The sequence below is a fragment of the Mycobacterium sp. NGS63 genome (assembly GCF_059812295.1).
Genome location: NZ_JCALCJ010000012.1, coordinates 115,390 through 136,538 on the forward strand (window position 1 = coordinate 115,390; position 21,149 = coordinate 136,538).

Below are 21,149 nucleotides of genomic sequence, written 5' to 3' on the forward strand. Positions count from 1 at the left end.
CCCAACGCTAGCGCCGGGCACCGACAGGTTCCGCTGACCGGCGCCGGTCCGGAAGAATCGCGGACAACATGGCCGACAACGACGCCCCACCGACTTCCCGGCGACGGCACATCGCGCGCCTCGCTGCGTTCGCCGTGTTCCTGCTGGCGCTCTACGTTGCGGTGGCGATCACGCACGTCGTCGACGTCGAGGTGGTGCGGCGCACCGTGGCGGCCACCGGTCCCGCGGCGCCGCTGACCTACGTCCTGTTCTCGGCCGTCCTTGGCGCGCTGTTCGTTCCCGGCTCGATTCTGGCCGCGGGCAGCGGGGTGCTGTTCGGTCCCGCGGTGGGCATCGTGGTGACGCTGGGCGCGGCGGTGGGCACCGCGGTCGTCGCCAGCCTCGTCGGGCGCCGGGCCGGCCGGGACAGCGCGCGGGCGCTGCTGGGAGCCCAACGCTCCGACCGCATCGACGCGCTCATCGAACGACGCGGGCTGTGGGCCGTCGTCGGTCAGCGCTTCGTCCCCGGCATCTCCGATGCGCTCGCCTCCTACACGTTCGGCGCGTTCGGAGTCCCGGTGTGGCAGATGGCCGTTGGCTCGTTGATCGGCTCGGTGCCGCGCGCCTTCGCGTACACCTCGCTCGGCGCCTCGATCGGTCATCCCTCGTCGCCGCTGGCGTACGCGGCGATAGCCGTGTGGTGCGTGAGCGCCATCGTCGGCGCCTTCGCGGCGCGGCATGGCTACAAAAGCTGGCGTGCGCACGTCGGTGGCGGCGACGAAGGGGGCTCCGATCCAACTGTCAGCGACAAGTGACGCGCCTGCTACGCTCGTAGCATGTCTGCTACGATCCCCGCGCGGGATCTGCGCAACCGAACCGCCGAGGTGTTGCGCCGGGTCGCGGCCGGCGAGGAAATCGAAGTGCTCAAGGACAACCGACCCGTGGCGAGGATCGTTCCACTGGCGCGTCGCCGCCAGTGGTTACCCGCCGCCGAAGTGATCAGCGAACTCGTCCGCCTGGGACCCGATACCACCGGGCTCGGCGAAGAACTGCGGGAAACCCTGTCACAGACCACCGACGACGTGGCGTGGTAACCGTCCGGCGGGCTCTGGCGGACACGTCCGTCTTTGTCGGGATGGAGGCGGCACGATTCGATGCCGACCGGTTTGCCGGCTACGAGTGGGGCGTTTCGGCGGTCACGCTGGGTGAGCTCCGGCTCGGAGTGTTGCAGGCCGCCGACCCGGAGGCTGCAGCGCGCCGACTCTCGACTTACCAACTGGCACAACGGTTCGAACCGCTGGCGATTGACGAGCGCGTGTCCGAAGCGTGGGCATTGCTGGTGTCGCGGCTTCGGGCCGCCAAGCAGCGAGTGCCGCTCAATGACAGTTGGATCGCGGCGACGGCAATCGCCCACGGCATCCCGATCGTGACCCAAGGCGACGACTACGCCGCGGTGCCCGGGCTCGAAGTCATCACGCTCTGACCGCGCCGCGCGTAAAGCACGCCAGGTTCAGGAAACCGTTTGTGGCCATAATTGCGTCACACAAAATAGCCGCGGTGGGAAGTTGGGTTGCCGGAGGTCGGTGTCCGGGATTTGCGTCACCAGTTGAGTCGGCACCTGGCCGAGGTCCGTGAAGGCCGAACCGTGACAGTCACTGATCATGGACGTCCGATCGCGCGCATCGTGCGGGTCGAACGGCCGACGAAACTTGAGCAGCTTCGCGCAAAGGGCCGCATTCAGCGGGCCCCACGGCGCAAACAGAGCGCCCCGGCCCCGCTGGTCACCGGCGGCACCGTCAGCGATCTGCTCGGCGAGCAGCGTAGGTGATCGACCAGCCGCCGTTAATGCAGATTCACCCCGCCGTGCCCAGCATCGACTTCCACCCCTCGTCGCCGATATTCCGTGAGTTCTCAACGGAATACACCACACCATCGGGTCCCACCACCTTGCCGCTCTGCACGTCGTAGATCGACGTGGCGGCGCTCGGGATGTAGATGCACGGGTTGGGCTGCTGCCCGTTGCACCGCACGGTGCCCGAGTTGGGTCGCTGCAGCGGGTCGCTGACCGGCGGCGGGGTGCCGGGCAGCCGATCGGCGGGCACCGGGTTGAGGCCGTTGTTGACCGACGGCGCCGGGATCACCAGGCCGGGCTTGACCGGCTGGTCACACCGCGCGCTCGGCGCCGGGCAGGTGAGGACCTGGTTGGGGTCGCCGTACCACGGGTTGGTGCCCGCGGGCACGTAGGGCTGCGTGCTGCGGCACTCGCGCGGTGTGGCGGCCCGCTTGCCGGGCACGTCCACGCACGGGTAGTTGCGGGCGCCGCGCACCACGGTCGTGGCGTCCATCGGGATCTTGCAGTAGGTGCCCGCCGGTAGCGGCGCGGTGCTGGTGTCCGCCGGTGACCGCCATTCCGATGCCGGCAGGAAGCCGGTCAGGCACGGCGGTGGCTGGTTGAGCGCGGTGGCGCCGATGCCCAGCGCCGCCATACCCGGAGACGCCGAGGTCACCGACTGCGCGATCGCGCCGCCCTGCGGCAGGAACACCAGCGCCTGCTCGACGCCGTTGTGGTAGCGCTTGAGCATGTCGATCACGACCTCGAGATTGGCCAGCGTCTGCGGCAGCGACTCCCCCACATCGCTGAACGCGCCGTTGACCTGCTCGGCGGTCGGCGCCGCGTTGGCCAGGATGTTGCGCACCGCCTGGTCCTGCTGCGCGGTCTGCGCGGTCAAGGTGTTCAGGTTGGCGGCCCAACGCCCAATGCTGTCAGCGGAATTGACCTGGCTGTCGACGATGGGCGCCGCGCGCGCGATGATGTCGTCGACGTCGTCGAGGCTGCCCCGGAAGTCGTGCGCGATCGCCTGGGTGCCGTCGACCAACCGCTGCAGCGCGGGCCCCAGCCCGCCGACGGCCTGGGACGTCTCGTAGAGCAGCGAGGCGACCTTGCCCTTGGGGAGCACCGCCAATCCGCGGTTGGCGGCGTCGAGCGCCGGGCCGATCTGGCTGGGAACCGTACTTTTGGTGATCGTCTGCCCGTCCCGCAGGTATGGGCCGCGGGTGCCGGTCGACACCAGGTCGATGTACTGTTCGCCGACCGCCGAGACCGAGTGCACGTTGGCCGACGCGTCGGTCGGGATCTGGTAGCCGTCGTCGATGCTCATCGTCGCCCGCGCGCCGCGCCGCGTCGGCTCGACCTTGGTGACCTTCCCGATCGTGATGCCCCGATAGGTGACGTTGGCCGTTCGGTACAGGCCACCGGACTGAGGCAGTTCGGCATACAGGGTGTAGCGACCGATGCCGACCAGGCTGGGGATCTGCAGGTAGTACCAGACCAGCACCACCACCGCGGCCGCCGCCACCGCCGTCAACAGCGCCAGCTGGGTTTTGATGAGGCGGGTCAACATCTTTCACTCGCCCCTTTCCACCAGCGGTCCCCCCGGGACGTCATTCGGATTCGGCGTATACCGGACATCCGGAAGCATGGTGCTGGGATCCCGTCCCCATGACTGCTCGAGCGCCCGCAGCGCCCCCGAGAATCCGGTGCCGCTCAGCAGCGTGTTGTCCATGGTGGACAGCGTCAGGTCCAGGGCCCCCGACACGTTGACGTAGTCGCCGCGGATCACCTTGGACACGTAGTCGATGTTGAACGGCGCCGTGAGGCCCAGTTTCAGCGCGCCGACCACGTACGGAGCGGCCCGGTCGAGCTCGCGCAGCGGTCGCTGCAGCGACTGCAGGCTGCGGTGCAGGTTCGGCCGGGTATCCACCAGCGCCCGGTTGGCGGCGTCGCTGAACCGCCCCAGCGCCTCGGTGGCGTCGGCGAACAGGGTGCGGGTGTCGGCGAAGTGCTGAATCAGCGGCGGGATATCGGTGAGGACCCTGTCCAGCGTGTCGTTGCGGTCGGCGATGATCGTCAGCAATTGGTTGCTCGAGTCGATCGCGCGGGTGAGGTCGCCGCGTTGGCGGTTCAGCTCCGCGACGAAAGTGTCGAGCCGCGTGAGGAATTCGCGGGCCTGGTCGACGCGGCCGTCAAGGAGGTTGATGACCTCGGTTTGGATCAGGTCGAGATTCGGGATGCCGCCGCCGTTGAGGATCACGGCCACGCTGGCCAACGTCCGTTCGACGGTGGGGTAGGCAGACGAGTTCTTCAGCGGGATGGTGTCGCCACTCCTCAACTGCCGCGGAGACGGGTCGGGTGGCGCGGTCAGCTCCACGTGCTGGGTCCCCAGCAGGCTGGTCTGGCCGATCTTGGCGGTCGCGTTGGCCGGCAGCCGCACGGTCGGGTCGAGGTCGAGCGTCAGGATGGCGTTCCAGTTGTTCAGGGCGATGGCGCGCACCGTGCCCACCCATACGTCGGCGACGCGGACCCGGCTGTTGGTGTTGAGCGCCAACGTATCTTGCATCTGCACGTAGACGGTCAGCCGGTCGCCGCCCGAGCCACGGCCGATGGGCAGCGGCACGTTGGCGATGCCGCGCCACGTGCACGACGTCAACGCCAGCGCCGTCAAGGCGACCGCCAATCCGCGCCGGCCGGCCCGGGCGAGCGCGCGCCTCACTGCCTGTCGGTTCGGCTTGTCGTTCGCGCTCACCGCGCTCACGCCGCGCCTCACTGCGCCGGCCCCGGCGGCGGCGCGGGCTGCGGATACCACGGCGGCGGAAGGGGATTGCGTTCGTCGTAGGCGTTCGGCGGTCCGGGCATGGTGGTTCCCGCCGGCGGGGGTGCGATATCGGGGCCGCCCATCAGCTCGGCCAGCGATTCCGGCGTCAGCATGTTGGCCGTGAACGGCTGAACCTGCGCGCCCTGCATCCCGGGCGCGACGATCCAGCCCGGTTCGGAGTTGCGGTGCGAGAACGGGGTGTCCCGCGAAAAGATCCCCGGGACGGTGGTGTCCTTGTAGCCGGGCGGCGGGCGCAGCCGGTCCTCGGAGTAGGCCACCTCCTTGGGCAGCGCGGCCGCCGAGCTGAACAGGTTGATGCCCGCGGGAAAGAAATTGAACTTGATGGCGTCCAGGACCGGCGCCAGATACTGCGCGCACAGTTCGGCCGAGTCCTGATAGCCCAGCCGGCTGCCGGCCTGAATGGCACTGCAGATGAACTGCATCGGGTTGGCGAAGTTCGGGAACGCGAACAACCCGGACAGCGAGCCCTGCAGCGGGTGGTAGAGGTTGTTGAAGTTGCTGGCATAGGTGGGTAGCACGTGCAGTGCGGTCTCCAGGCCGTCGCGCGGCTCGGGCTGCAGGAGCGTGGTGGTCACGTCCGAGAGGTTGTCGACATCGTGGGCAAGCACGGACCTGTTGTCACCCACGAACTTTCGGGCGGCGGCGACGACCTCGTCGACCCGCTTGACCGTGTCGGCCACGTCATGGTCGGATTTGGCGAACCAGTCGGTGAACTCGGCCAGGTCGCCGTTGAGCGCGACGAACTCTTGATCGTTCTGGTACAGCGCGGTAACGAACTGCGCCAGGCTGTGCGTGATGGCGACGAAGTCCGCCCGGCCTTCGTTCAGCGCTGTCAGCGCCTGCGACAGGTTGTTCAGGGTGTCGTTGAGCCGCTTGCCCTTACCGGCGAGGTTGTCGGCGGCCGATTCGAGGATGTCGCCGAACGGCCCCTTCGGCTGCTGTTCGGTGGGCCCGAGCTGCCGCAAGATCCCGTTGATGGAGTCGCGCAGTTGATCCCACTCGACCGGCACCTGTGTTCGCTCGAGAGGGATCACCGCGCCGTCCCTGAGCACCGGACCGCCGGCATACGGCGGCGACAGCTGGATGGTGCGCGACGCCACCAGGCTGGGGTTCAGGACCGACGCGGTGGCGTTGGCGGGCACCTTGAACTTGTTGTTGTAGTGCAACGTGACTCGCATCTGGTCGCCGGCCGGCTCGATCTTGTCGATCGAACCGACGCGCACCCCCATGATCTGAACCTTGTCGCCGGGGTACAGCGCCAGTGTCTCGGAGAAATACGCGACCACGGTGGTGGTGGTCAGTTTGCGGTAGAGCTGCGCACCGACCACGACCGCCAGGACGGCCAGAACCGCCACGAGGACCGCGAGAACCATTGCCTTGCCGGACACTTTCGGCAGCCGCAGGTTGTGGATGTCGAAGATGGTGCTCATTGGCTGCTACCTCCCGTGCCGCCGGGCGTGACGAACGGTGCGGGCAGCTGCGGGCCCGGACCCGGGGGCGCCTGGCCCGCGGGCGGTCCCGGTGGCGGAGGCCCGCCGGCGGCCGGCCCCGGCAGTTCGGTCCGTGCGCCCGGGGGCGCGTGCGCCGGCAGGGGCACCTGGGTGCCGGGGGCGTCGGGCACCGCAGCACCGGGCCGGCCCCCGCTCGGTACGCCGGGGGCGGGCGGCAGCCCATCCGGGTTCGGCGGCGAGGTCTGTACGTCCAGCGGCGCCGGGAAGCCACCCGGGACCGCGCCGAACGGGCCTTGGTCGGAAAGCGCGCACGGCAACGGATTTCCGGGTCGCGGCGGGCCGTCGGCGGCCGGCGTGTACGAGCACGGCGACCCCGGCGGGACGGCCGGCCCCGGATGATCCGGCGTGCCCTCCAGGATCGGCGGCGCCGGCGGCGGCGCGCCGTTGGGGAACCGGGTGCCGTTGGGGTCGGGCCAGCGGAATTCGGGCAGACCGGCGCTGCGCCAGAAATTCTCCGGATCGATGCCGCGCTTCTTGAACGCCGCGTCCACCCACGGCTGAAGGATCTGGTACGGAACCAGATTCGCCACGATCGCCTTGAAGTACGGCCCGGAACCGACCGCCTCCGCCAGTGACGCGGTGTACCTGCTGAGCAGCACCAGCACGTCGGCCAGTTCCTTCTTGCGCTTGACCAGCTCGTCGCTGACCGTGCTCAACTCCTGCAGCACGTGGTGGAAATTGGGGTTCTCCTGGATCAGCCCGGACACGTGCGTCGAGACCGCCGACACGTTGCTCAGCAGAATGCTCAACGCCTGGCTGCGTTCCCGGAACGCGGTCAGCAGGGTCTTGGCGTTGACCAGCAGTCCATTGAACTGTTGGCTGCGGTCGCCGAGCACGCGGGAGATCTTGCCGGCATTGGCGAGCAGTTGCTTGATCTGCTCGTCGCGCTTGCCGACGGTATCCGAGAACTTCGCGACGCCGTCGAGGGCCGCACTCAGATGCGGTGCCGTCTGGTCGAACGTCTCCGACAAGACGCTCAGCGAGCGTTTGACGACGTCGATTTTCCAGTCCGTCGCGGCCTTCGTGACATCGACGAAGGCGTCGTAGATCTGATATGGCGTCGTGTTCTGTCCGGACGGCAGAATGCTATTGGGCTGCAACGGCTCCGAGCCCCGCGGTTCGATCGCCATGTTCTTGCGGCCCAGGATGGTGTCGGTGCGGATCGCCGCGCGGCTACGCACCCCGATCGTCCTGCCGGGCAACGAGAAGCCGACCAGGACCTTGTCGCCGCGGATCTCCAGCGAGCGCACCAGCCCGACGTTCACCCCGGAGATCTCCACCTTGTCGCCCGGGCTGATGCCGCCCGTGTCGGCGAATTGCGCGTAGTAGGTGGGCGTCGCGAACAGCATCGGCACGCTGGTGAAGCTCTGGCCGACCCCGACGACGAGCGCGGTGACCACCGCGCCCATCACCCCGACGCGGCCGCGGTTGAATTCGGTCAGGCTTCTCATTGCGGCGTGCACCTCCCGGTGGGCTGCTGGAAGAGCCTGATGGTGCGCACGGGTCCGCCCGGCTGTAATCCGTTGACTTTCAACGAAAGATCGCACAGGTAGAAGTTGAAGAAGTCGCCGTAGGTGCCGCCCGCGCGACCGATGATGCGGTAGGCCTCGGGCAGCTTGGCCAGCACGCCGTCCAGGGATGGCAGCTCGTCGATGAGCGGTTGCTGGACGCCCTCGAGGTATCCGACGGTGCCGCGCAACAGTGGCCGGTCCTCGGCCAGCAGGTCGGCCAGGGTTCCCGCGGCGTTGCTGAGGTGTGCCACCGCCGCGGCCAGCGGATCGGCCCGGTTCTTCAGCCCGGTGATCAACAGCTCCAGGTTGTCGACGGTGCGGTCGAACTCCTTTTGATGCTTGACCGCGGTGGCCAGCACCGTGTTCAGGTTGGTGATGACCTCACCGATCGCCTGGTCGCGGCCGGCCAGCGTGGTGGTCAGCGAGGCCGTCTGGTCGAGGATGTCGTTGATGGTGGCGCCTTGCCCCTGGAACACCGTGATGATCGACTGCGCGATGCTGTTGACCTTGTTGGGGTCCAGCGCCTTGAAGAGCGGGCGGAATCCCCCGATCAGCGCGTCGAGATCCAGCGCCGGCTGGGTGTGTTCGAGCGGGATCGTGCCGCCCGGGGGCAGCCGCCGACCGCTGTTGCCGCGCTTGAGCTCCAGGTAGCGGTCGCCGATCAGGTTGAGGTAGCGGATGGACGCCGTCGTCGCCGCATCCAGCGACAGCGAGCGATCGACGTCGAAGTCCACCACCACCCGCCTGTCGCCGTCGATCAACGTCACCTTGGCGACCTTGCCGACCTCCACCCCCGCCGCCCGGACGAACTGCCCGGCCCGCAGCCCGCTCACGTCGGCGAACATCGCCGAATACCCGGTGGTGCGGTCGAACCGCACCTGACCGAACACGACCACGATCATCACGGTGAACAGCAGGAGCACCGACCAGAAGATGCCGAGTTTGACTGCAGTGCCAGTGGTTTTCATGGGTTGATCGTGTTCTCCCCGTATTGGCGACCCCAGACGTATTCGGTGAACATCGGCTGACCGAGCTCCAGGTGGTTGTACGGCGCGAGGCTGGCGCCGGTGTCCATCACCAGGTACGGCGCGGGCCACAGTTCGCGGGTAATGGTCTGCCAGCAACCCGGCCGGCCACCGGGACCGCCGCGGGCGTTCACCCGCGGCAGGTTGTCCGGATAGACATACGGGTTGGGCGATCCCGCCACCGTCCCGGCACCCGCGAGCGAATAGCCGTTGCCGCCAACGGCATTGGCGACCTTGGGCGCTGCTTCGTTGAAGTTGCGGATCATGCAGAACAGCTCGGGGCTGTAGGTGTCGAGCAGTTCGGCGGTGGGCACCAGGTCGGCGGCCCCGCGCGACAAGTAGGGACCGGCCCGGGTGAAGAGGTCCTCGCCGGTGCGGCCCACGCCCACCGCGGCCAGCAGCGCGGCGTCCAGGTCGCCCTGTTGCCGGGTCAGGGTGCGCGCGGTGGTCAGCGCGTTGCGCAGAAAGTCCCACAAATCCGGCGACGCCTTGCTGTAGACGTCGGCCAGGTCCGCCAACCGTCGCACGTCGTAGCGGATCTGGGGCATCCGCGGGTTCAGCTGCGCCAGAATCTCGTTCGCGTTGACGAGCGACTTTCCGAACTTGCCCCCCAGCCCGTCCAGCGCCTGCGCCAGCGCGGACAACGTCGCGTTCAGCTCGATCGGATCGACCTTCTCGGCCAGCGAGGTGACCGTCTCGAACAGCGTGTTGAATTCGGTGGTCACCGACCGCACGTCGATCACGTCGCGCGGCGAGATCCGCCGCGCTGCCGGATTTTCCGGCGACGTCAGCGACACATACTTGTTGCCGAACAGGGTGGCCGCCTCGATGTTGGCCACCACATTGGCCGGAATCAGTTGGACGTAGCGCGGATTGACATCCAACATCAGCTTGGCCGCCGGCCGGCCGTCACGCTCCAGCTCCGAGATGGCGGCCACCCGGCCGATCTCCACGCCGTTGTAGGTGACTTTCGAACCCGGCTCCATCACCAGGCCCGCCCGCGACGCCACCATCGTCAGCTGCGTCTTGGGCGTGAAGTCACCCCGAAACTGCCGGTACACCAGCGTCAGAACCAGGCCGCACACCAACAACAGGACCACGCCCTCGACGTAGACCCACGCGCGTCGGTCGTTTCGCGTCACCGGGGGCGTCGTCATGGCCGCCTACACCGTGAGGTTGAAGTTCGGGTCGACGCCGTAGAGCGCCAACTGGGCCAACAGGACGACCACCACCACCGAGACCAGCGAGAATCGCATCGACCGGCCGACGGCCTGGCCGACGCCGACCGGCCCGCCGCTGGCGGTGTAGCCGTAGTAGCAGTGCGTGATCATCACCACCACCGCGATGACGACGACCTCCACCACCGACCAGCCCACGTCCTCGGGGCGCAGAAAGGTGCGGAAGTAGTGCTCGTAGGTGCCGTTCGACTGGCCGTAGAACACTGTGGTGACGACCTGGCCGGAGGTGAACGCCATGTCGAGCGCCAGCGCGTACAGCGGCACGATCACCGCCAGCCCGCCCAGGATGCGGGTGGACACCAGAAACGAGATCGATTTGATGCCCATGACTTCCAGCGCGTCGATCTCCTCGCTGATCCGCATGGCGCCCAACTGGGCGGTGGCGCCGGCGCCGACGGTGGCGGCCAGCGTGACGCCGGCGACGATGGGCGCGGCGACGCGTGTGTTGGCCAGTGCGGCAAAGAATCCGGTGAACGCCTCGACGCCGATGTTGCCCAGCGACGCGAAGCCCTGGATGGCGATGAGCGATCCACCGGACAGCGTGACGAACCCGATGATCGCGACCGTCCCGCCCACGACGGCCATCGCACCGGTGCCCATGCCGATCTCGGCGATGAGCCGCAGCGTCTCCCTGCGGTACCGGCGCAGCGCCCACCCGACCTCGCCGATGCCGATGCGGGTGAACCTGGCGAAAAGCCCCACCTGCCATAGCCTTCGGGCCGCGCCGCCGCCGTAGCGATCGAGACCGGCGGCCGTGCGCGGGTAGCGGGCGCGCAGTACGGTACCGGTCGACATGTCAGCGCCCCGTCCCGAATCGCACGCCGATCGTGGTCAGCACCACGTTGACGGCGAACAGCGCGATCACGCACAACACCAGCGTCTCGTTGACGGCGATGCCGACGCCCTTCGGGCCGCCCTTGGTGGTCAGGCCGCGATAACAGCCGACCAGGCCCGCGATCGTGCCGAACGAGGCCGACTTGACCACCGAGATGACCACCTCGGGCAATCCGGTGACCAGGGTGAGCGTGCCGACATAGGCGCCGGCCGAAATGTGTTGGATGAAAACGCCGAACACGAACCCGCCGACCAGGCCGATGGTGATCACCGCGCCGTTGAGCAGCGTGGCGACGATGGTCGCGGCGACGACGCGGGGCACCACCAGTCGGTGGATCGGGTCGATGCCGAGCACCTCCAGCGCGTCGATCTCCTCGCGGATGGTGCGGGCGCCCAGGTCGGCGCAGATCGCCGTCGATCCGGCGCCGGCGATCACCAGCACGGTGGTCAGCGGGCCCAGCTGGGTGACCGCTCCCAATGCCGCGCCCGCGCCGGAGATGTCGGCGGCGCCGAACTCCGCGAGCAGGATGTTGAGCGTGAAGATGATCAGCACGGTCAGCGGGATCGCGACCGCCAGCGTCGGCAGCAGGGAGACGCTCGTGATGAACCAGCCCTGCTCGATCGTCTCCCGCCAGTGAAAGGGCCGCCGAAACAACGCCTTGCCGGCCAGCACGCAGGTGCGAAAGAAGCCGCCGATCGCGTCGATCCCGGGCTGGATCTGACCGCGGAGGTAGGTGGTGATCACGGCGGGGCTGCTCATCGCGGGCCCTCCCGGCGATCGAGCGCGGCGATCAGGGTCATGTTGGCGAGTTCCAGCACGTCGTGGGCGGCTTGCTTCGCCCCCACGGGGTCGCCCGCACAAATCGCCCCCGCCAACTTCCGGTATGCGTCGGTGCGCTTGGCGTCGGCGGTCATCGCGGCGCCCACGGCGATCAGCGCCGGCTCATAGGCGGCGCGAAAAGCGTTGTACATCAACCGGAACACGATCGACCCTGTGCCGTCGACCACGTGGTCCCAGAACGCGAGCGTGTCGCGATGCCACTCGACCGGGTCGTCGTCGGCCTCGAGGGCGCGCAGGGAAGCGTCGAGCGATGCGGTCAGCCCCGGCTCCCGCCGTTCGGCCGCCAGCTCGGCGACCTTCGGGCCGATCCGCAGCCGGGTCTCGAGGATGCTGCGGAAGACGGCGGGATCGAGGTCGCCGTCGCGAAACAGCAACCGGGGCAGCAGGTCCAGGCCGGCACTGCGGCGGAAATCGCGCACGGTGGTGACGCCGCCGTGGCGCACCTCGACCAGGCTGGCCGCCGACAGCCGCTTGATCCCCTCGCGGACGGCCGGCCGGGACGCGCCGAAGGCCTCGGCCAGCCGGCGCTCGCTGGGCAGCGCCTCACCGGGCCGCATCTGCCCGCTGAGGACGTCGGTGGCGATCTGCTCGAAGACCTTCTCGGGCACCGAGCGGCGTACCGGCTGCACCGCCATGTGGCCAGTGTGGCTGCTGTGACGTGAGTCAAGTGGTCAGACCACCGGCGTGTCGCGAATCTTTGCAGCCGATACATTCTCTCGCCCGCCGCCCGGGCGGATTTGGAACAGATCTGGGACTACACGCAGGATCGTTGGGGGGCCGACCAGGCGGAGCAGTACCTCCGTGGACTCCAACACGCGATCGAGCGAGCCGCGACCAATCCGCGAATCGGCCCGTCCTGTGACGAGATCCGCGCCGGCTACCGAAAACTCGCCGCCGGGTCACACACGCTGTTCTACCGGGTGACGCCCGAAGGGGTAGTCGACGTCGTGCGCGTCCTCCACCAACGCATGGACGTCGACCGCCACCTCTGACCCCTCAGCGCGGCTACGTGCGCTGTGCAACGACGAACAGATTCCCCGGAATCTGGTCCTCGACCTCGCGCGGGGCCTTGCGGCCGTAGCCGGCCATCAGCTCGTCGGTCGGCGTCACCGTCACGTCCCAGCCGCGCCGGCGAAACCAGTCGCCGACGTCCTCGCGTTCCTCGAAGTACCACAGCTCATCGGTGCGGGGAATCTCCCGGCCGGGCTCGACCTTGGCCACCAGGGCGCGGATCCGATCCATCCGCTCGCGCCGCTTGGCGCGCGCCTGCTCGTCGAGAAACTTCGGTCCCAGCGCCTCGACGGCGACCCGGCTGCCCGCCACGGTGAGCTCCTGCACCCGGGCGAACAGCAACTCCTGGGCCGCGGCGGGCAGATACGGCATCAGCCCCTCGGCCGACCAGGCGCTGGGTGCGTTGACGTCAAAACCGGCCTGCCGCAACGACTCCGGCCAGTCCAGGCGCAGGTCCACCGGCACGGCGACCCGGTGGCACGCGGGCTCGGCGCCGTGCTCTTCGAGCGTCGACAGCTTGAACTCCAGCACCTTGGGTTGGTCGAGCTCGTAGACCGTGATGCCGTCGGGCCACGCCAGCCGCCACGCCCGCGCATCCAGCCCCGCGGCCAGGATCACCACCTGGCGAATCCCGGCACGGGTGGCGTCGAGGAAGAACTGGTCGAAAAATGCTGTCCGCGAGGCCATGTAGCCGACCATCGACTGCATCTGCAGCGGCAGATGGGGTTCGGCCTCGACGATCTCCGGCGGCAGCGGGGTCGCGGAGTGCCAGTTCCACACGCCGTCCCCCACGGCGTCCAGGAAAACCTGCGCGAACGGGTCCTCGATCAACGGGTTGTCGCTGCGGGTCTCGGCGGCACGGGCCGAGGCCACGCCCAACGCCGTCGCCCCCACGCTTTCGGTGATCTCCCACGTGTCGTTGTCGGTACGGGCCACGGTCACTCCTTCCCGCCGGCCACGAAAAGTGTCGTCGGGGCGGCGTCTTCGATGTCTTGCGGCGGTCTGCGGCCATAGCTGGCCATCAGCTCCTCCGCGGGCGTCACCGTCACATCCCAGCCGTGCCGGCGCAACCAGTCGCCGACGTCCTCGCGCTCCTCGAAGTACCAAAGGTCCTGGACCTCGGGGAGGTCGCGGTCGGGCTGCAGCTTGGCCATCAGGTCGCGGATCCGGTGCATGTTCGCGCGCCGCCTCGCGACGGCGGCCTCGTCGAGGAAGTCGGGGCCGGGCGCCTCCACCGCGATCCGGCTCCCGGCGGCGCCGAGGGCGTGAACGCGCTCGAACAGCAACTCGTGCGCCGCCGCCGGCAAGAACGGCAGCAAGCCCTCGACCGACCACGCGCTGGGTGCCGAGTCGTCAAAACCGGCCTGCCGCAACGCCGCCGGCCAGTCGTGGCGCAGATCGACCGGGACGGGCACCAGGTGGCACGTCGGCCGGGCGCCGTTTTCCCGCAACGTCGCGGACTTGAATTCCAGCACCCGCGGCTGGTCGAGTTCGTACACCGTCGTGCCGTCGGGCCAGGGCAGCCGCCACGCCCGCGAGTCCAGGCCGGCCGCCAAAATCACCGCCTGGGTCGCCCCGGCGCGGGCCGCATCCAGGAAGAACTGGTCGAAGAACGACGTGCGCGCGGCCATGTAATCGACCATCCCCCGCATCCGCGGCAGCAGGTCGGGTTCGGCCTCGACGATCTCGGCGGGCAGGTTGGGGGCCGCGAACCAGCTCCACATGCCCTCGCCCGCGGCGTCGAGAAACACCCGCGCGAACGGGTCGCTGATCAGCGGGTTTTCGCTCTCGGTTTCCGCGGCCCGGGCCGCCGCCACGCCCAGCGCCGTCGCGCCCACGCTCTCGGTGATCTCCCAGGTGTCGTCGTCCGTCCTCGCCACGCTCGCGCCCTCCGATTCGGCTAGCACAACTACGTATTACTCAGTCGACCGTACGCGCCCTGCCCGGGGGTATCCGGTTATGTTGTCGGCGGACAACGATGAAGCGAACGCCTCAGCAAAGGATCTGGGTCATGCGGGTTGACGGGCGCGACGTCAGCGTTTCGGGCGACCTGCTGCAACCGTTGACCCGGCGGACCAACGACATCCTGCGGCTGGCGGCGTCGGCGGTGTTCTTCGCGATCGTGATCGCCGGTTCGCTGATCACCCGCCCGCAGTGGGTGGCGCTGGAGCGATCCATCTCGGAGATCGTCGGGGTGCTGACGCCAACCCAGTCCGACCTCGTCTACCTGGTGTACGGCATCGCCATCCTGGCGCTGCCCTTCGCGATCCTCATCGGCCTGATCGCCGCCCGGCAATGGAAGATGCTCGGCGCCTACGCGGCCGCGGGCGTCATCGCTATCCTGGCGCTCTCGATCGGCGGCAACGGCATCTCGGCACCGCGCTGGCATTTCGACCTCACGGACCGCCCGCAAACCGTGCTGGCCCAGATCCTGGACGACCCCCGCTGGATCGCACTGCTCGCCGCCGTCCTGACCGTGTCGGGTCCCTGGCTGCCCGCGCGCTGGCGGCACTGGTGGTGGGCGCTGCTGCTGGCCTTCGTGCCGATCCACCTGTTCGTCAGCGCGATCGTCCCGGCCCGTTCCCTGCTCGGCCTGGCGGTCGGATGGTTCGTGGGCGCGCTCGTCGTCCTGGTCGTCGGCACCCCCGCCCTCGAGGTACCGCTGGACGGGACGGTGCGCGCGCTGGCCAAACGCGGATGCATGGTCTCCGAGCTCCGCGTGGTGCGGCCCGCCGCCCGCGGGCCGCTCGTCCTCTCCGCCGCCTGCGGGGGCGCCGACCGGGACGCCGGCTCGGCCCTCATCGAGCTGTACGGCCCGCACCAGCGCAGCGGCGGCGCGCTGCTGCAGCTGTGGCGCAAGCTCCGACTGCGGGCCAGGGAGACCGCGCCCCTGGTCACGTCGATGCGCCGCGCCGTCGAGCATCGCGCGCTGATGGCCATCGCCATCGGCGACGTCGGCCTGGCCAACACGTCGACCGTCGCGGTCGCCAGCCTCGACCGGGGATGGATGTTGTACGCGCACAGGCCCATTCGCGGGACCCCGATCGAACAATGCGCGAAGACCACCCCGGTCGACCGGGCATGGGTTTCGCTGCGTACCCTCAACGACCACCAGATCTCCCACGGTGATCTGCGCGCCAGCGAGATCACCGTCGACGACGGCACGGTGAAGTTCGGCGGGTTCGGCAGCGCCGAGTACGGGGCCACCGAGACGCAACTCCAATCCGACATCGCCCAGCTTCTGGTCACCACGTCGGCGCTGTACGATGCCAAGTCCGCGGTCGGCGCGGCCATCGACGCCTTCGGCCAAGACACCGTTCTCACCGCGTCGCGTCGCCTCACGAAAACCGCTGTGCCGAAACAGGTCCGGCGATCGATCGACGACGCCGGCGCGGTGATCTCCGGCGCGCGCGCCGAGGTCAAGCGGCAAACCGGTGCCGATCAGATCAAAACCGAAACGATCACCCGGTTCACCCGCAGGCAGGTCATCCAACTGGTCCTGCTCGTCGCGCTGGTCTACGTCGCGTACCCGTTCATCAGCACCGTGCCGACGTTCTTCACCCAGTTGAGGACCGCGAATTGGTGGTGGGCGCTGCTGGGCCTCGCCGTGTCCGCACTCACCTATGTCGGGGCGGCGGCGGCGCTGTGGGCCTGTGCCGACCGGTCGGTCAACTTCTGGAAGCTGTCAATCGCCCAGGTGGCCAACACCTTTGCCGCCACCACCACCCCGGCCGGTGTCGGTGGCCTCGCGCTCAGCACCCGTTACCTGCAAAAGGCGGGAATGCCGGCGCTGCGGGCGACCGCGGCCGTGGCGATACAGCAGTCGGTGCAGGTGATCGCCCACTTGGCATTGCTGATCCTGTTCAGCACGGTGGCCGGCGCGTCGATGGACCTGTCGCACTACGTCCCGAACGCCACCGTGCTGTACCTGATCGCGGGTGTGGCGCTGGGCATCGTCGGCACGTTTCTGTTCGTGCCGCAGCTGCGGCGCTGGCTGGCCACCGACGTGCGCCCGAGGCTCAAGGAGGTGGCCGGCGACCTGGTCGAGCTCGCCCGCGAACCGAGGCGGCTGGGCCTGATAGTACTCGGTTGTGCCGGAACGACTCTCGGCGCCGCGCTGGCGCTGTGGGCCAGCGTCGAAGCTTTCGGCGGCGGCGCGACATTCGTCACGTGCACCGTGGTGACGATGGTCGGCGGGACCCTGGCCTCGGCGGCCCCGACGCCCGGCGGTGTCGGCGCCGTCGAGGCGGCGCTGATCGGTGGTCTGGCCGCCTTCGGCATCCCCGCCGCCACCGGCGTGCCGTCGGTGCTGCTGTATCGCGTGCTCACCTGCTGGCTCCCCGTCTTCGCCGGCTGGCCGGTGATGCGGTGGCTGACGGCCAACGAGATGATCTGAGGGTCAGGGTTCGTCCGGCGCGCGCTGAGCATCGACAAAAACGATTGACTTCCTGACGCTTTCGCCGGCCGCGGTGGTCAGGAACACCACGTAGTACCCCTCGGGCGCCGACTGCGCCACCGTGATCGCGATGTCGGTGGTTGCCGACCCGTCGGCGCCGAACTGCCCGGACGCCGACGCCGCGCTGATGCCGCCGTCGGTGGATGTTCCGGTGATGCGGTAGCCGCCGACGCCGTCGATCATCCGTTGCGCCTGAAGTTTCACGGTTGCGGTGTGCCCGGGCGCGATCGTGACGACGGGACGGGAGATGTTGACGGTCAACGCCGAACTTCCCGCACCGAACGACGGCGGCGCGGCGGACTCGGCGGTTCCCCAGGTCTTGTCCGGGTAGGCGGCGAGGGCGAACCGGAGCTCGCCGCCGGTGCGGACGGTCGACTCCGGGAGCCAGGTCCGATCGGTATCCCGGCCGTCGACGGCCAGGCCGCTGATGTACTTGAGGTGGTGTGGTCCCGACGCGCCGGCGGCGAAGGTTCGCAGGAATTTCCCTTGCGGAAGGGCGATTACGGCCCGATCGAACAGCGGCGTGCTCACCGAGAGGATCGGCGTGCCCGGCGTGCTCGGATACAGGCCCAGCGCCGCCCACACGTACCAGCTGGACAGCGCGCCGAGGTCGTCGTTGCCCGGCTCACCGTCGGGCGCCGGGCCGAACAGCCCGCGCACCCGGTCGACCGTGAGCTGGGTCTTCCACGGTTGACCGATGTAGTTGTACAGCCAGGGCACCCCGAAGCCCGGCTCGTTACCGGCCCACAGGTAGGGCTCGTTGGGGCCCACGTTGAGCTGCTGGGTGAACCGGTCGAGCCGCTCGGCCACCGCGGTGCGGCCGCCAAGGGCGGTCACCAGGCCCGCGACGTTGTGCGGCACCCACCACACGTACTGCTCGGCGTTGCCCTCCTCGTATCCGTCCTGCCCGAAAGTCGACGGGTTGTCGAAGAATCCGGGGCCGTCGCGAAAGAAGCCCATCGCGCCGCGGGGCGAGATGTACCGGGTGCTGGGGTTGAACAGATTCTGCCAATACTGCGATCGGACCTGGAATTCGGCCGCGGTCGCCGTGTCGCCCAGCGCTTCGGCGAATCGGGATATCGCGAAGTCGTCCACCGACCATTCGAGCGTGATCGACGCATCGGGGATCCAGCCGTCGTTGCCGAATTCCAGCGTGTGCGGCGCGTAGCCCAGTGCCAGGTAAGTGGCGATGCCCGGCCGTTCCACGTAGCCGCCCAGGCCGACACCGCCTTGCGTCGCCGCGTTGACCATGTAGCGCAACGCCTTGCGGGCGTCGAAGTCCGTGGCGCCGTAGGCATAGAGATTCGCGATGAGCGGCACCACGTTGTCTCCGCTCATCTCCCCGGTCGCCGAATTCGCCAGCGCCCAACGGGGAAACGACCCGCTCTGTTCGGCGTCGTTGACGAGCGATTGGGCCATGTCGCCCGCTTGCTTGGGGAAGAGCAGCCCCTGCAGGGCCGCCACGCCGCGATAGGTGTCCCAGTCGGAGAAGTTCGCGTACTGGGTGCGGCCGGGCTCCACCGTGTGGATGAGGCCGTCGAATCCGATGTAGCGCCCGTCGGCGTCGTTGAAGGTGTTGGGGTTCAGCAGCGTTCGGTACAGCGAGGTGTAAAAGGTGTCGATGTCACCGACGTTCCTGCCCGCCACCGCGATGCACGACAGCGTCGAGTTCCACTCGGATAGCGCGGCGGCGCGCACGGCATCGAAGCTGCCCCCGCCCTCGGCGGCCAGGTTCGCGCGCGCCCCGTCGATACCGACATAGGAGATCGCCGTGCGCACCTCGAGCACCGAGCCGGCCGGAAATTCGACGTATCCCCCGCTGTAGGGCGACGCCGCGCCGCGTGCGCCGGGGTAGACGGCATAGCCGTCCCAGGTGCCGTAGGAGGTGAACGGCTGGCTGAACTTCATGGCGAAATACACCGTGTAGGTGTTCCTCTTTCCGCAAAACCCGCCGCTGGTCGCCCAACCGGTGATCGTGGTGTTGTCCTCACCGATCTGGATGGTCGCCCGCGAATTTCCCGCCAGCGACGCGCCGGAACGCACATGGAACAGGGCGGGGCGCCCGTTGCGCGGATACCGGAACCGGCCGACCCCGGTGCGGGTGGTGGCGCTGAGCTCCGCGGTCACCCCGGTTCGGGGGAACCGCACCCGGTAGTAGCCGGGCATGCCCTGCTCGGTGTCGTCGTGGGCGATGCGTTCCCAGGCGTTCCACGGCTGCGCGCCGATCCCGGTGGTGGTCGGCAGCATCGAGATGTCGCCGAACGCGGCGCAGCCCACCGAGGCGTGGGTCATGCTGAACCCGGTCGAGTGCGAGTTGTCGTAGTTGTAGCCCGCGTAGTTGCCGACGGTGTCCGGTGAGTACTGCACCATGCCGAACGGCACGGAAGCGCCGGGAAAGTTGTTGATCTCCCCCACCGTTTCACCGCCCGTCCCGGTGCCGATCAGCGTGTCGACGTGGTCGACGGGATCGGCGACGAACTGCGGCTCACCGTCGTAGGCGAACCGCGGCGCCGCCGCGACGAACGCCATGAAGACGGCCGACGCGGCGACCACCGCGACAAGGGCCCTGGAACGGGCACGTGACCGCATAGGTGTCTCTTACTGCATGACCGCCTCATCGCGAGGGATTTCTGGCCGTCTTGAGGTCAGCCGAGAGTTCGCCAGTTCCTCCAGCAACTTTTTGCGCCGACTTCGGTTAGTCTCATTCCGCGTGGCTGGCGCTGGTACCGGCCCAATTTTCGGGAGACTTGATCGATGAAACACTTGACTGCAGCAACCATTACCGTGGCGCTGAGTCTGACGCTTATGGCGTGCGGCTCGGACAACAAGTCGTCGCCATCCACATCGACATCCACCTCCAAGTCGACCTCCACATCGACGACGGCGGCCACCAGCTCGACCCCGGCCGCGCAGGTCGGCCCGACGATCGCCGACTACGTCCGTGACAACCACATCGCCGAGACCCCGATCCACCACGGCGATCCCGCACCCAACGTCGACCTGCCGGTGCCGTCCGGTTGGCGGATCAACCAGGACGCCGGCACCTCGTACGGCGGCATCGTCTTGGCGCAGCCGGCGACTCCCGCCGACCCGCCGACCATCTCTGCGCTCTACTCGAAACTGACCGGAGATGTCGACCCGGACAAGATCATTCAGTACGCGCCCAATGAGTTGTTGGGCCTGCCCGGCTATCAGGGCACCGGCAACGGCCGGGCGTCCACACTCAACGGATTCGCGGCCTGGCAGCTCAAGGGCACCTACCGGAAGGACGGCAAGACGCGGGCCGTCGCGCAGAAGACGGTGGTGATCCCCAGCCAGGGCGCGGTGTTCGTGCTCCAGCTCAACGCCGACGCGCTGCAAAGCGATGAGGGCCCGTTGCTGGACGCCACCAACATCATCGACGACCAGACCACCATCACCCCCTGACCGGCGACGGCCTTCGGGCGCCGCGGGGAATCGCTATGCCGCGGCGCCCGTCGGCCGTACGGTGATTGGCATGGCAGAGCATGCGATAGACGTCGGGCACCCCCCGTCCGCACTACTGCGCCTGGTCAACCCCGTGCTCGGTTTCCTGCTGCGCACTCCGCTTGCCGGCCCCGCACGCAAGCAGCTGATGGTGTTGCGGTTCACCGGGCGCAAGTCCGGGAAGGCGTACTCGATTCCGGTGAGCGCCCACGTGATCGACGGGCAGCTCTATGCGCTGACCGGCGCCCCATGGAAGCAAAACTTCCGCAACGGCGCTCCGGCCCAGGTGGTTTACGACGGCACGGTGACGGCGATGCGTGGCGAGCTCATCCGTGACCGCGCCGTGGTGTCCGACCTGTTCCACCGATGCGCGGAGTCCTACGGGGTGCAGCGCGCGCAGCGCATGATCGGGCTGAAGTTCCGCGACTCGCGGATACCGACCCGCGACGAGTTCGCCGAGGCGGTCGACCGGCTGCACCTGGCGGCGGTCCGGTTGTCGCCGGGCGCCTAGGCGCCGGTTGGGTGTGAACGCAGGGCTTCGATTGTGAGCGCAGGGCGGAATTCCGGCGGATTTCCCACCCGCACTTCACAATCGAAGCCGAGGT

General features: G+C 68.6%; 20 protein-coding genes. 8 read left to right on the top strand and 12 right to left on the bottom strand.

The features are described 5' to 3' along the window. Positions 1–68 precede the first annotated feature (68 nt). The 4 genes from AC5Y4Z_RS24910 to AC5Y4Z_RS24925 all read left to right on the top strand — a co-directional run bounded on the left by AC5Y4Z_RS24910 (position 69) and on the right by AC5Y4Z_RS24925 (position 1,807). On the top strand, positions 69–794 hold the full coding sequence (locus AC5Y4Z_RS24910; protein ID WP_499967626.1) for a TVP38/TMEM64 family protein: 726 nt from the start codon (positions 69–71) through the stop codon (positions 792–794). 21 nt (positions 795–815) lie between these two features. Beyond that, a complete protein-coding gene (locus tag AC5Y4Z_RS24915) occupies positions 816–1,073 on the top strand; it encodes a type II toxin-antitoxin system Phd/YefM family antitoxin (protein WP_499967628.1) in 258 nt (85 codons plus the stop codon). Continuing rightward, positions 1,067–1,462, top strand: a complete 396-nt coding sequence (locus AC5Y4Z_RS24920; protein WP_499967630.1) for a type II toxin-antitoxin system VapC family toxin — start codon at positions 1,067–1,069, stop codon at positions 1,460–1,462. The genes AC5Y4Z_RS24915 and AC5Y4Z_RS24920 overlap by 7 nt, the downstream gene beginning before the upstream one ends. Positions 1,463–1,549: 87 nt before the next feature. After that, positions 1,550–1,807 (top strand): type II toxin-antitoxin system Phd/YefM family antitoxin, encoded by a 258-nt coding sequence (locus AC5Y4Z_RS24925; protein ID WP_499967631.1) that lies wholly within the window; start codon positions 1,550–1,552, stop codon positions 1,805–1,807. A gap of 25 nt (positions 1,808–1,832) precedes the next feature. On the opposite strand, the gene AC5Y4Z_RS24930 is transcribed toward AC5Y4Z_RS24925, so the two are convergent. Genes AC5Y4Z_RS24930 through AC5Y4Z_RS24970 form a run of 9 tightly spaced genes read right to left on the bottom strand, consistent with a single transcriptional unit; the run spans position 1,833 to position 12,247 of the window. Then, entirely contained in the window at positions 1,833–3,380 is a 1,548-nt protein-coding gene (locus AC5Y4Z_RS24930) for an MCE family protein (protein WP_499967632.1), read from the bottom strand. A gap of 3 nt (positions 3,381–3,383) precedes the next feature. Further along, positions 3,384–4,529: a virulence factor Mce family protein gene (locus AC5Y4Z_RS24935; protein ID WP_499967633.1), complete on the bottom strand. Its 1,146-nt coding sequence runs from the start codon at positions 4,527–4,529 to the stop codon at positions 3,384–3,386. Positions 4,530–4,579: 50 nt separating this feature from the next. Beyond that, positions 4,580–6,082, bottom strand: a complete 1,503-nt coding sequence (locus AC5Y4Z_RS24940; RefSeq protein WP_499967635.1) for a virulence factor Mce family protein — start codon at positions 6,080–6,082, stop codon at positions 4,580–4,582. After that, positions 6,079–7,614, bottom strand: coding sequence for a virulence factor Mce family protein (locus AC5Y4Z_RS24945; protein ID WP_499967637.1), 1,536 nt, complete (start codon positions 7,612–7,614; stop codon positions 6,079–6,081). Before AC5Y4Z_RS24945 ends, AC5Y4Z_RS24940 begins: the two co-directional genes overlap by 4 nt. Then, positions 7,611–8,642: a virulence factor Mce family protein gene (locus AC5Y4Z_RS24950; protein ID WP_499967638.1), complete on the bottom strand. Its 1,032-nt coding sequence runs from the start codon at positions 8,640–8,642 to the stop codon at positions 7,611–7,613. Before AC5Y4Z_RS24950 ends, AC5Y4Z_RS24945 begins: the two co-directional genes overlap by 4 nt. Next, positions 8,639–9,856 carry an MCE family protein gene (locus AC5Y4Z_RS24955; RefSeq protein WP_499967640.1) on the bottom strand — a complete coding sequence of 406 codons (1,218 nt, stop codon included), beginning with the start codon at positions 9,854–9,856 and terminating at the stop codon, positions 8,639–8,641. The genes AC5Y4Z_RS24950 and AC5Y4Z_RS24955 overlap by 4 nt, the downstream gene beginning before the upstream one ends. Positions 9,857–9,862: 6 nt before the next feature. Continuing rightward, the gene (locus AC5Y4Z_RS24960; RefSeq protein ID WP_499967642.1) at positions 9,863–10,732 is read right to left on the bottom strand and encodes an ABC transporter permease; all 870 of its coding nucleotides are present in this window, start codon (positions 10,730–10,732) and stop codon (positions 9,863–9,865) included. A gap of 1 nt (position 10,733) precedes the next feature. After that, complete coding sequence (locus AC5Y4Z_RS24965; protein ID WP_499967644.1) at positions 10,734–11,531, bottom strand: MlaE family ABC transporter permease; 798 nt, start codon at positions 11,529–11,531, stop codon at positions 10,734–10,736. Continuing rightward, positions 11,528–12,247: a FadR/GntR family transcriptional regulator gene (locus tag AC5Y4Z_RS24970; protein WP_499967646.1), complete on the bottom strand. Its 720-nt coding sequence runs from the start codon at positions 12,245–12,247 to the stop codon at positions 11,528–11,530. The genes AC5Y4Z_RS24965 and AC5Y4Z_RS24970 overlap by 4 nt, the downstream gene beginning before the upstream one ends. 75 nt (positions 12,248–12,322) lie before the next feature. On the opposite strand from AC5Y4Z_RS24970, the gene AC5Y4Z_RS24975 reads away from it, so the two are divergent. Next, complete coding sequence (locus AC5Y4Z_RS24975; protein WP_499967668.1) at positions 12,323–12,604, top strand: type II toxin-antitoxin system RelE/ParE family toxin; 282 nt, start codon at positions 12,323–12,325, stop codon at positions 12,602–12,604. Between the two features lie 13 nt (positions 12,605–12,617). On the opposite strand, the gene AC5Y4Z_RS24980 is transcribed toward AC5Y4Z_RS24975, so the two are convergent. Together AC5Y4Z_RS24980 and AC5Y4Z_RS24985 are read right to left on the bottom strand one after the other, a co-directional pair. After that, the gene (locus tag AC5Y4Z_RS24980; protein WP_499967648.1) at positions 12,618–13,559 is read right to left on the bottom strand and encodes a class I SAM-dependent methyltransferase; all 942 of its coding nucleotides are present in this window, start codon (positions 13,557–13,559) and stop codon (positions 12,618–12,620) included. A gap of 2 nt (positions 13,560–13,561) precedes the next feature. After that, on the bottom strand, positions 13,562–14,503 hold the full coding sequence (locus AC5Y4Z_RS24985) for a class I SAM-dependent methyltransferase (protein WP_499967650.1): 942 nt from the start codon (positions 14,501–14,503) through the stop codon (positions 13,562–13,564). 131 nt (positions 14,504–14,634) lie between these two features. Between AC5Y4Z_RS24985 and AC5Y4Z_RS24990 the strand changes: the two genes are divergently transcribed. Further along, positions 14,635–17,019 carry a lysylphosphatidylglycerol synthase domain-containing protein gene (locus AC5Y4Z_RS24990; protein ID WP_499967652.1) on the top strand — a complete coding sequence of 795 codons (2,385 nt, stop codon included), beginning with the start codon at positions 14,635–14,637 and terminating at the stop codon, positions 17,017–17,019. 3 nt (positions 17,020–17,022) lie between these two features. Here AC5Y4Z_RS24990 and AC5Y4Z_RS24995 read toward each other — a convergent pair whose 3' ends face one another. Then, complete coding sequence (locus tag AC5Y4Z_RS24995; RefSeq protein ID WP_499967654.1) at positions 17,023–19,668, bottom strand: GH92 family glycosyl hydrolase; 2,646 nt, start codon at positions 19,666–19,668, stop codon at positions 17,023–17,025. A gap of 165 nt (positions 19,669–19,833) precedes the next feature. Between AC5Y4Z_RS24995 and lpqN the strand changes: the two genes are divergently transcribed. Both lpqN and AC5Y4Z_RS25005 read left to right on the top strand, forming a co-directional pair. Further along, positions 19,834–20,505 carry an envelope biogenesis lipoprotein LpqN gene (gene lpqN, locus AC5Y4Z_RS25000; RefSeq protein WP_499967655.1) on the top strand — a complete coding sequence of 224 codons (672 nt, stop codon included), beginning with the start codon at positions 19,834–19,836 and terminating at the stop codon, positions 20,503–20,505. 70 nt (positions 20,506–20,575) lie between these two features. Then, positions 20,576–21,055 (top strand): hypothetical protein, encoded by a 480-nt coding sequence (locus AC5Y4Z_RS25005; protein WP_499967657.1) that lies wholly within the window; start codon positions 20,576–20,578, stop codon positions 21,053–21,055. The last annotated feature ends 94 nt before the right edge of the window (positions 21,056–21,149 follow it).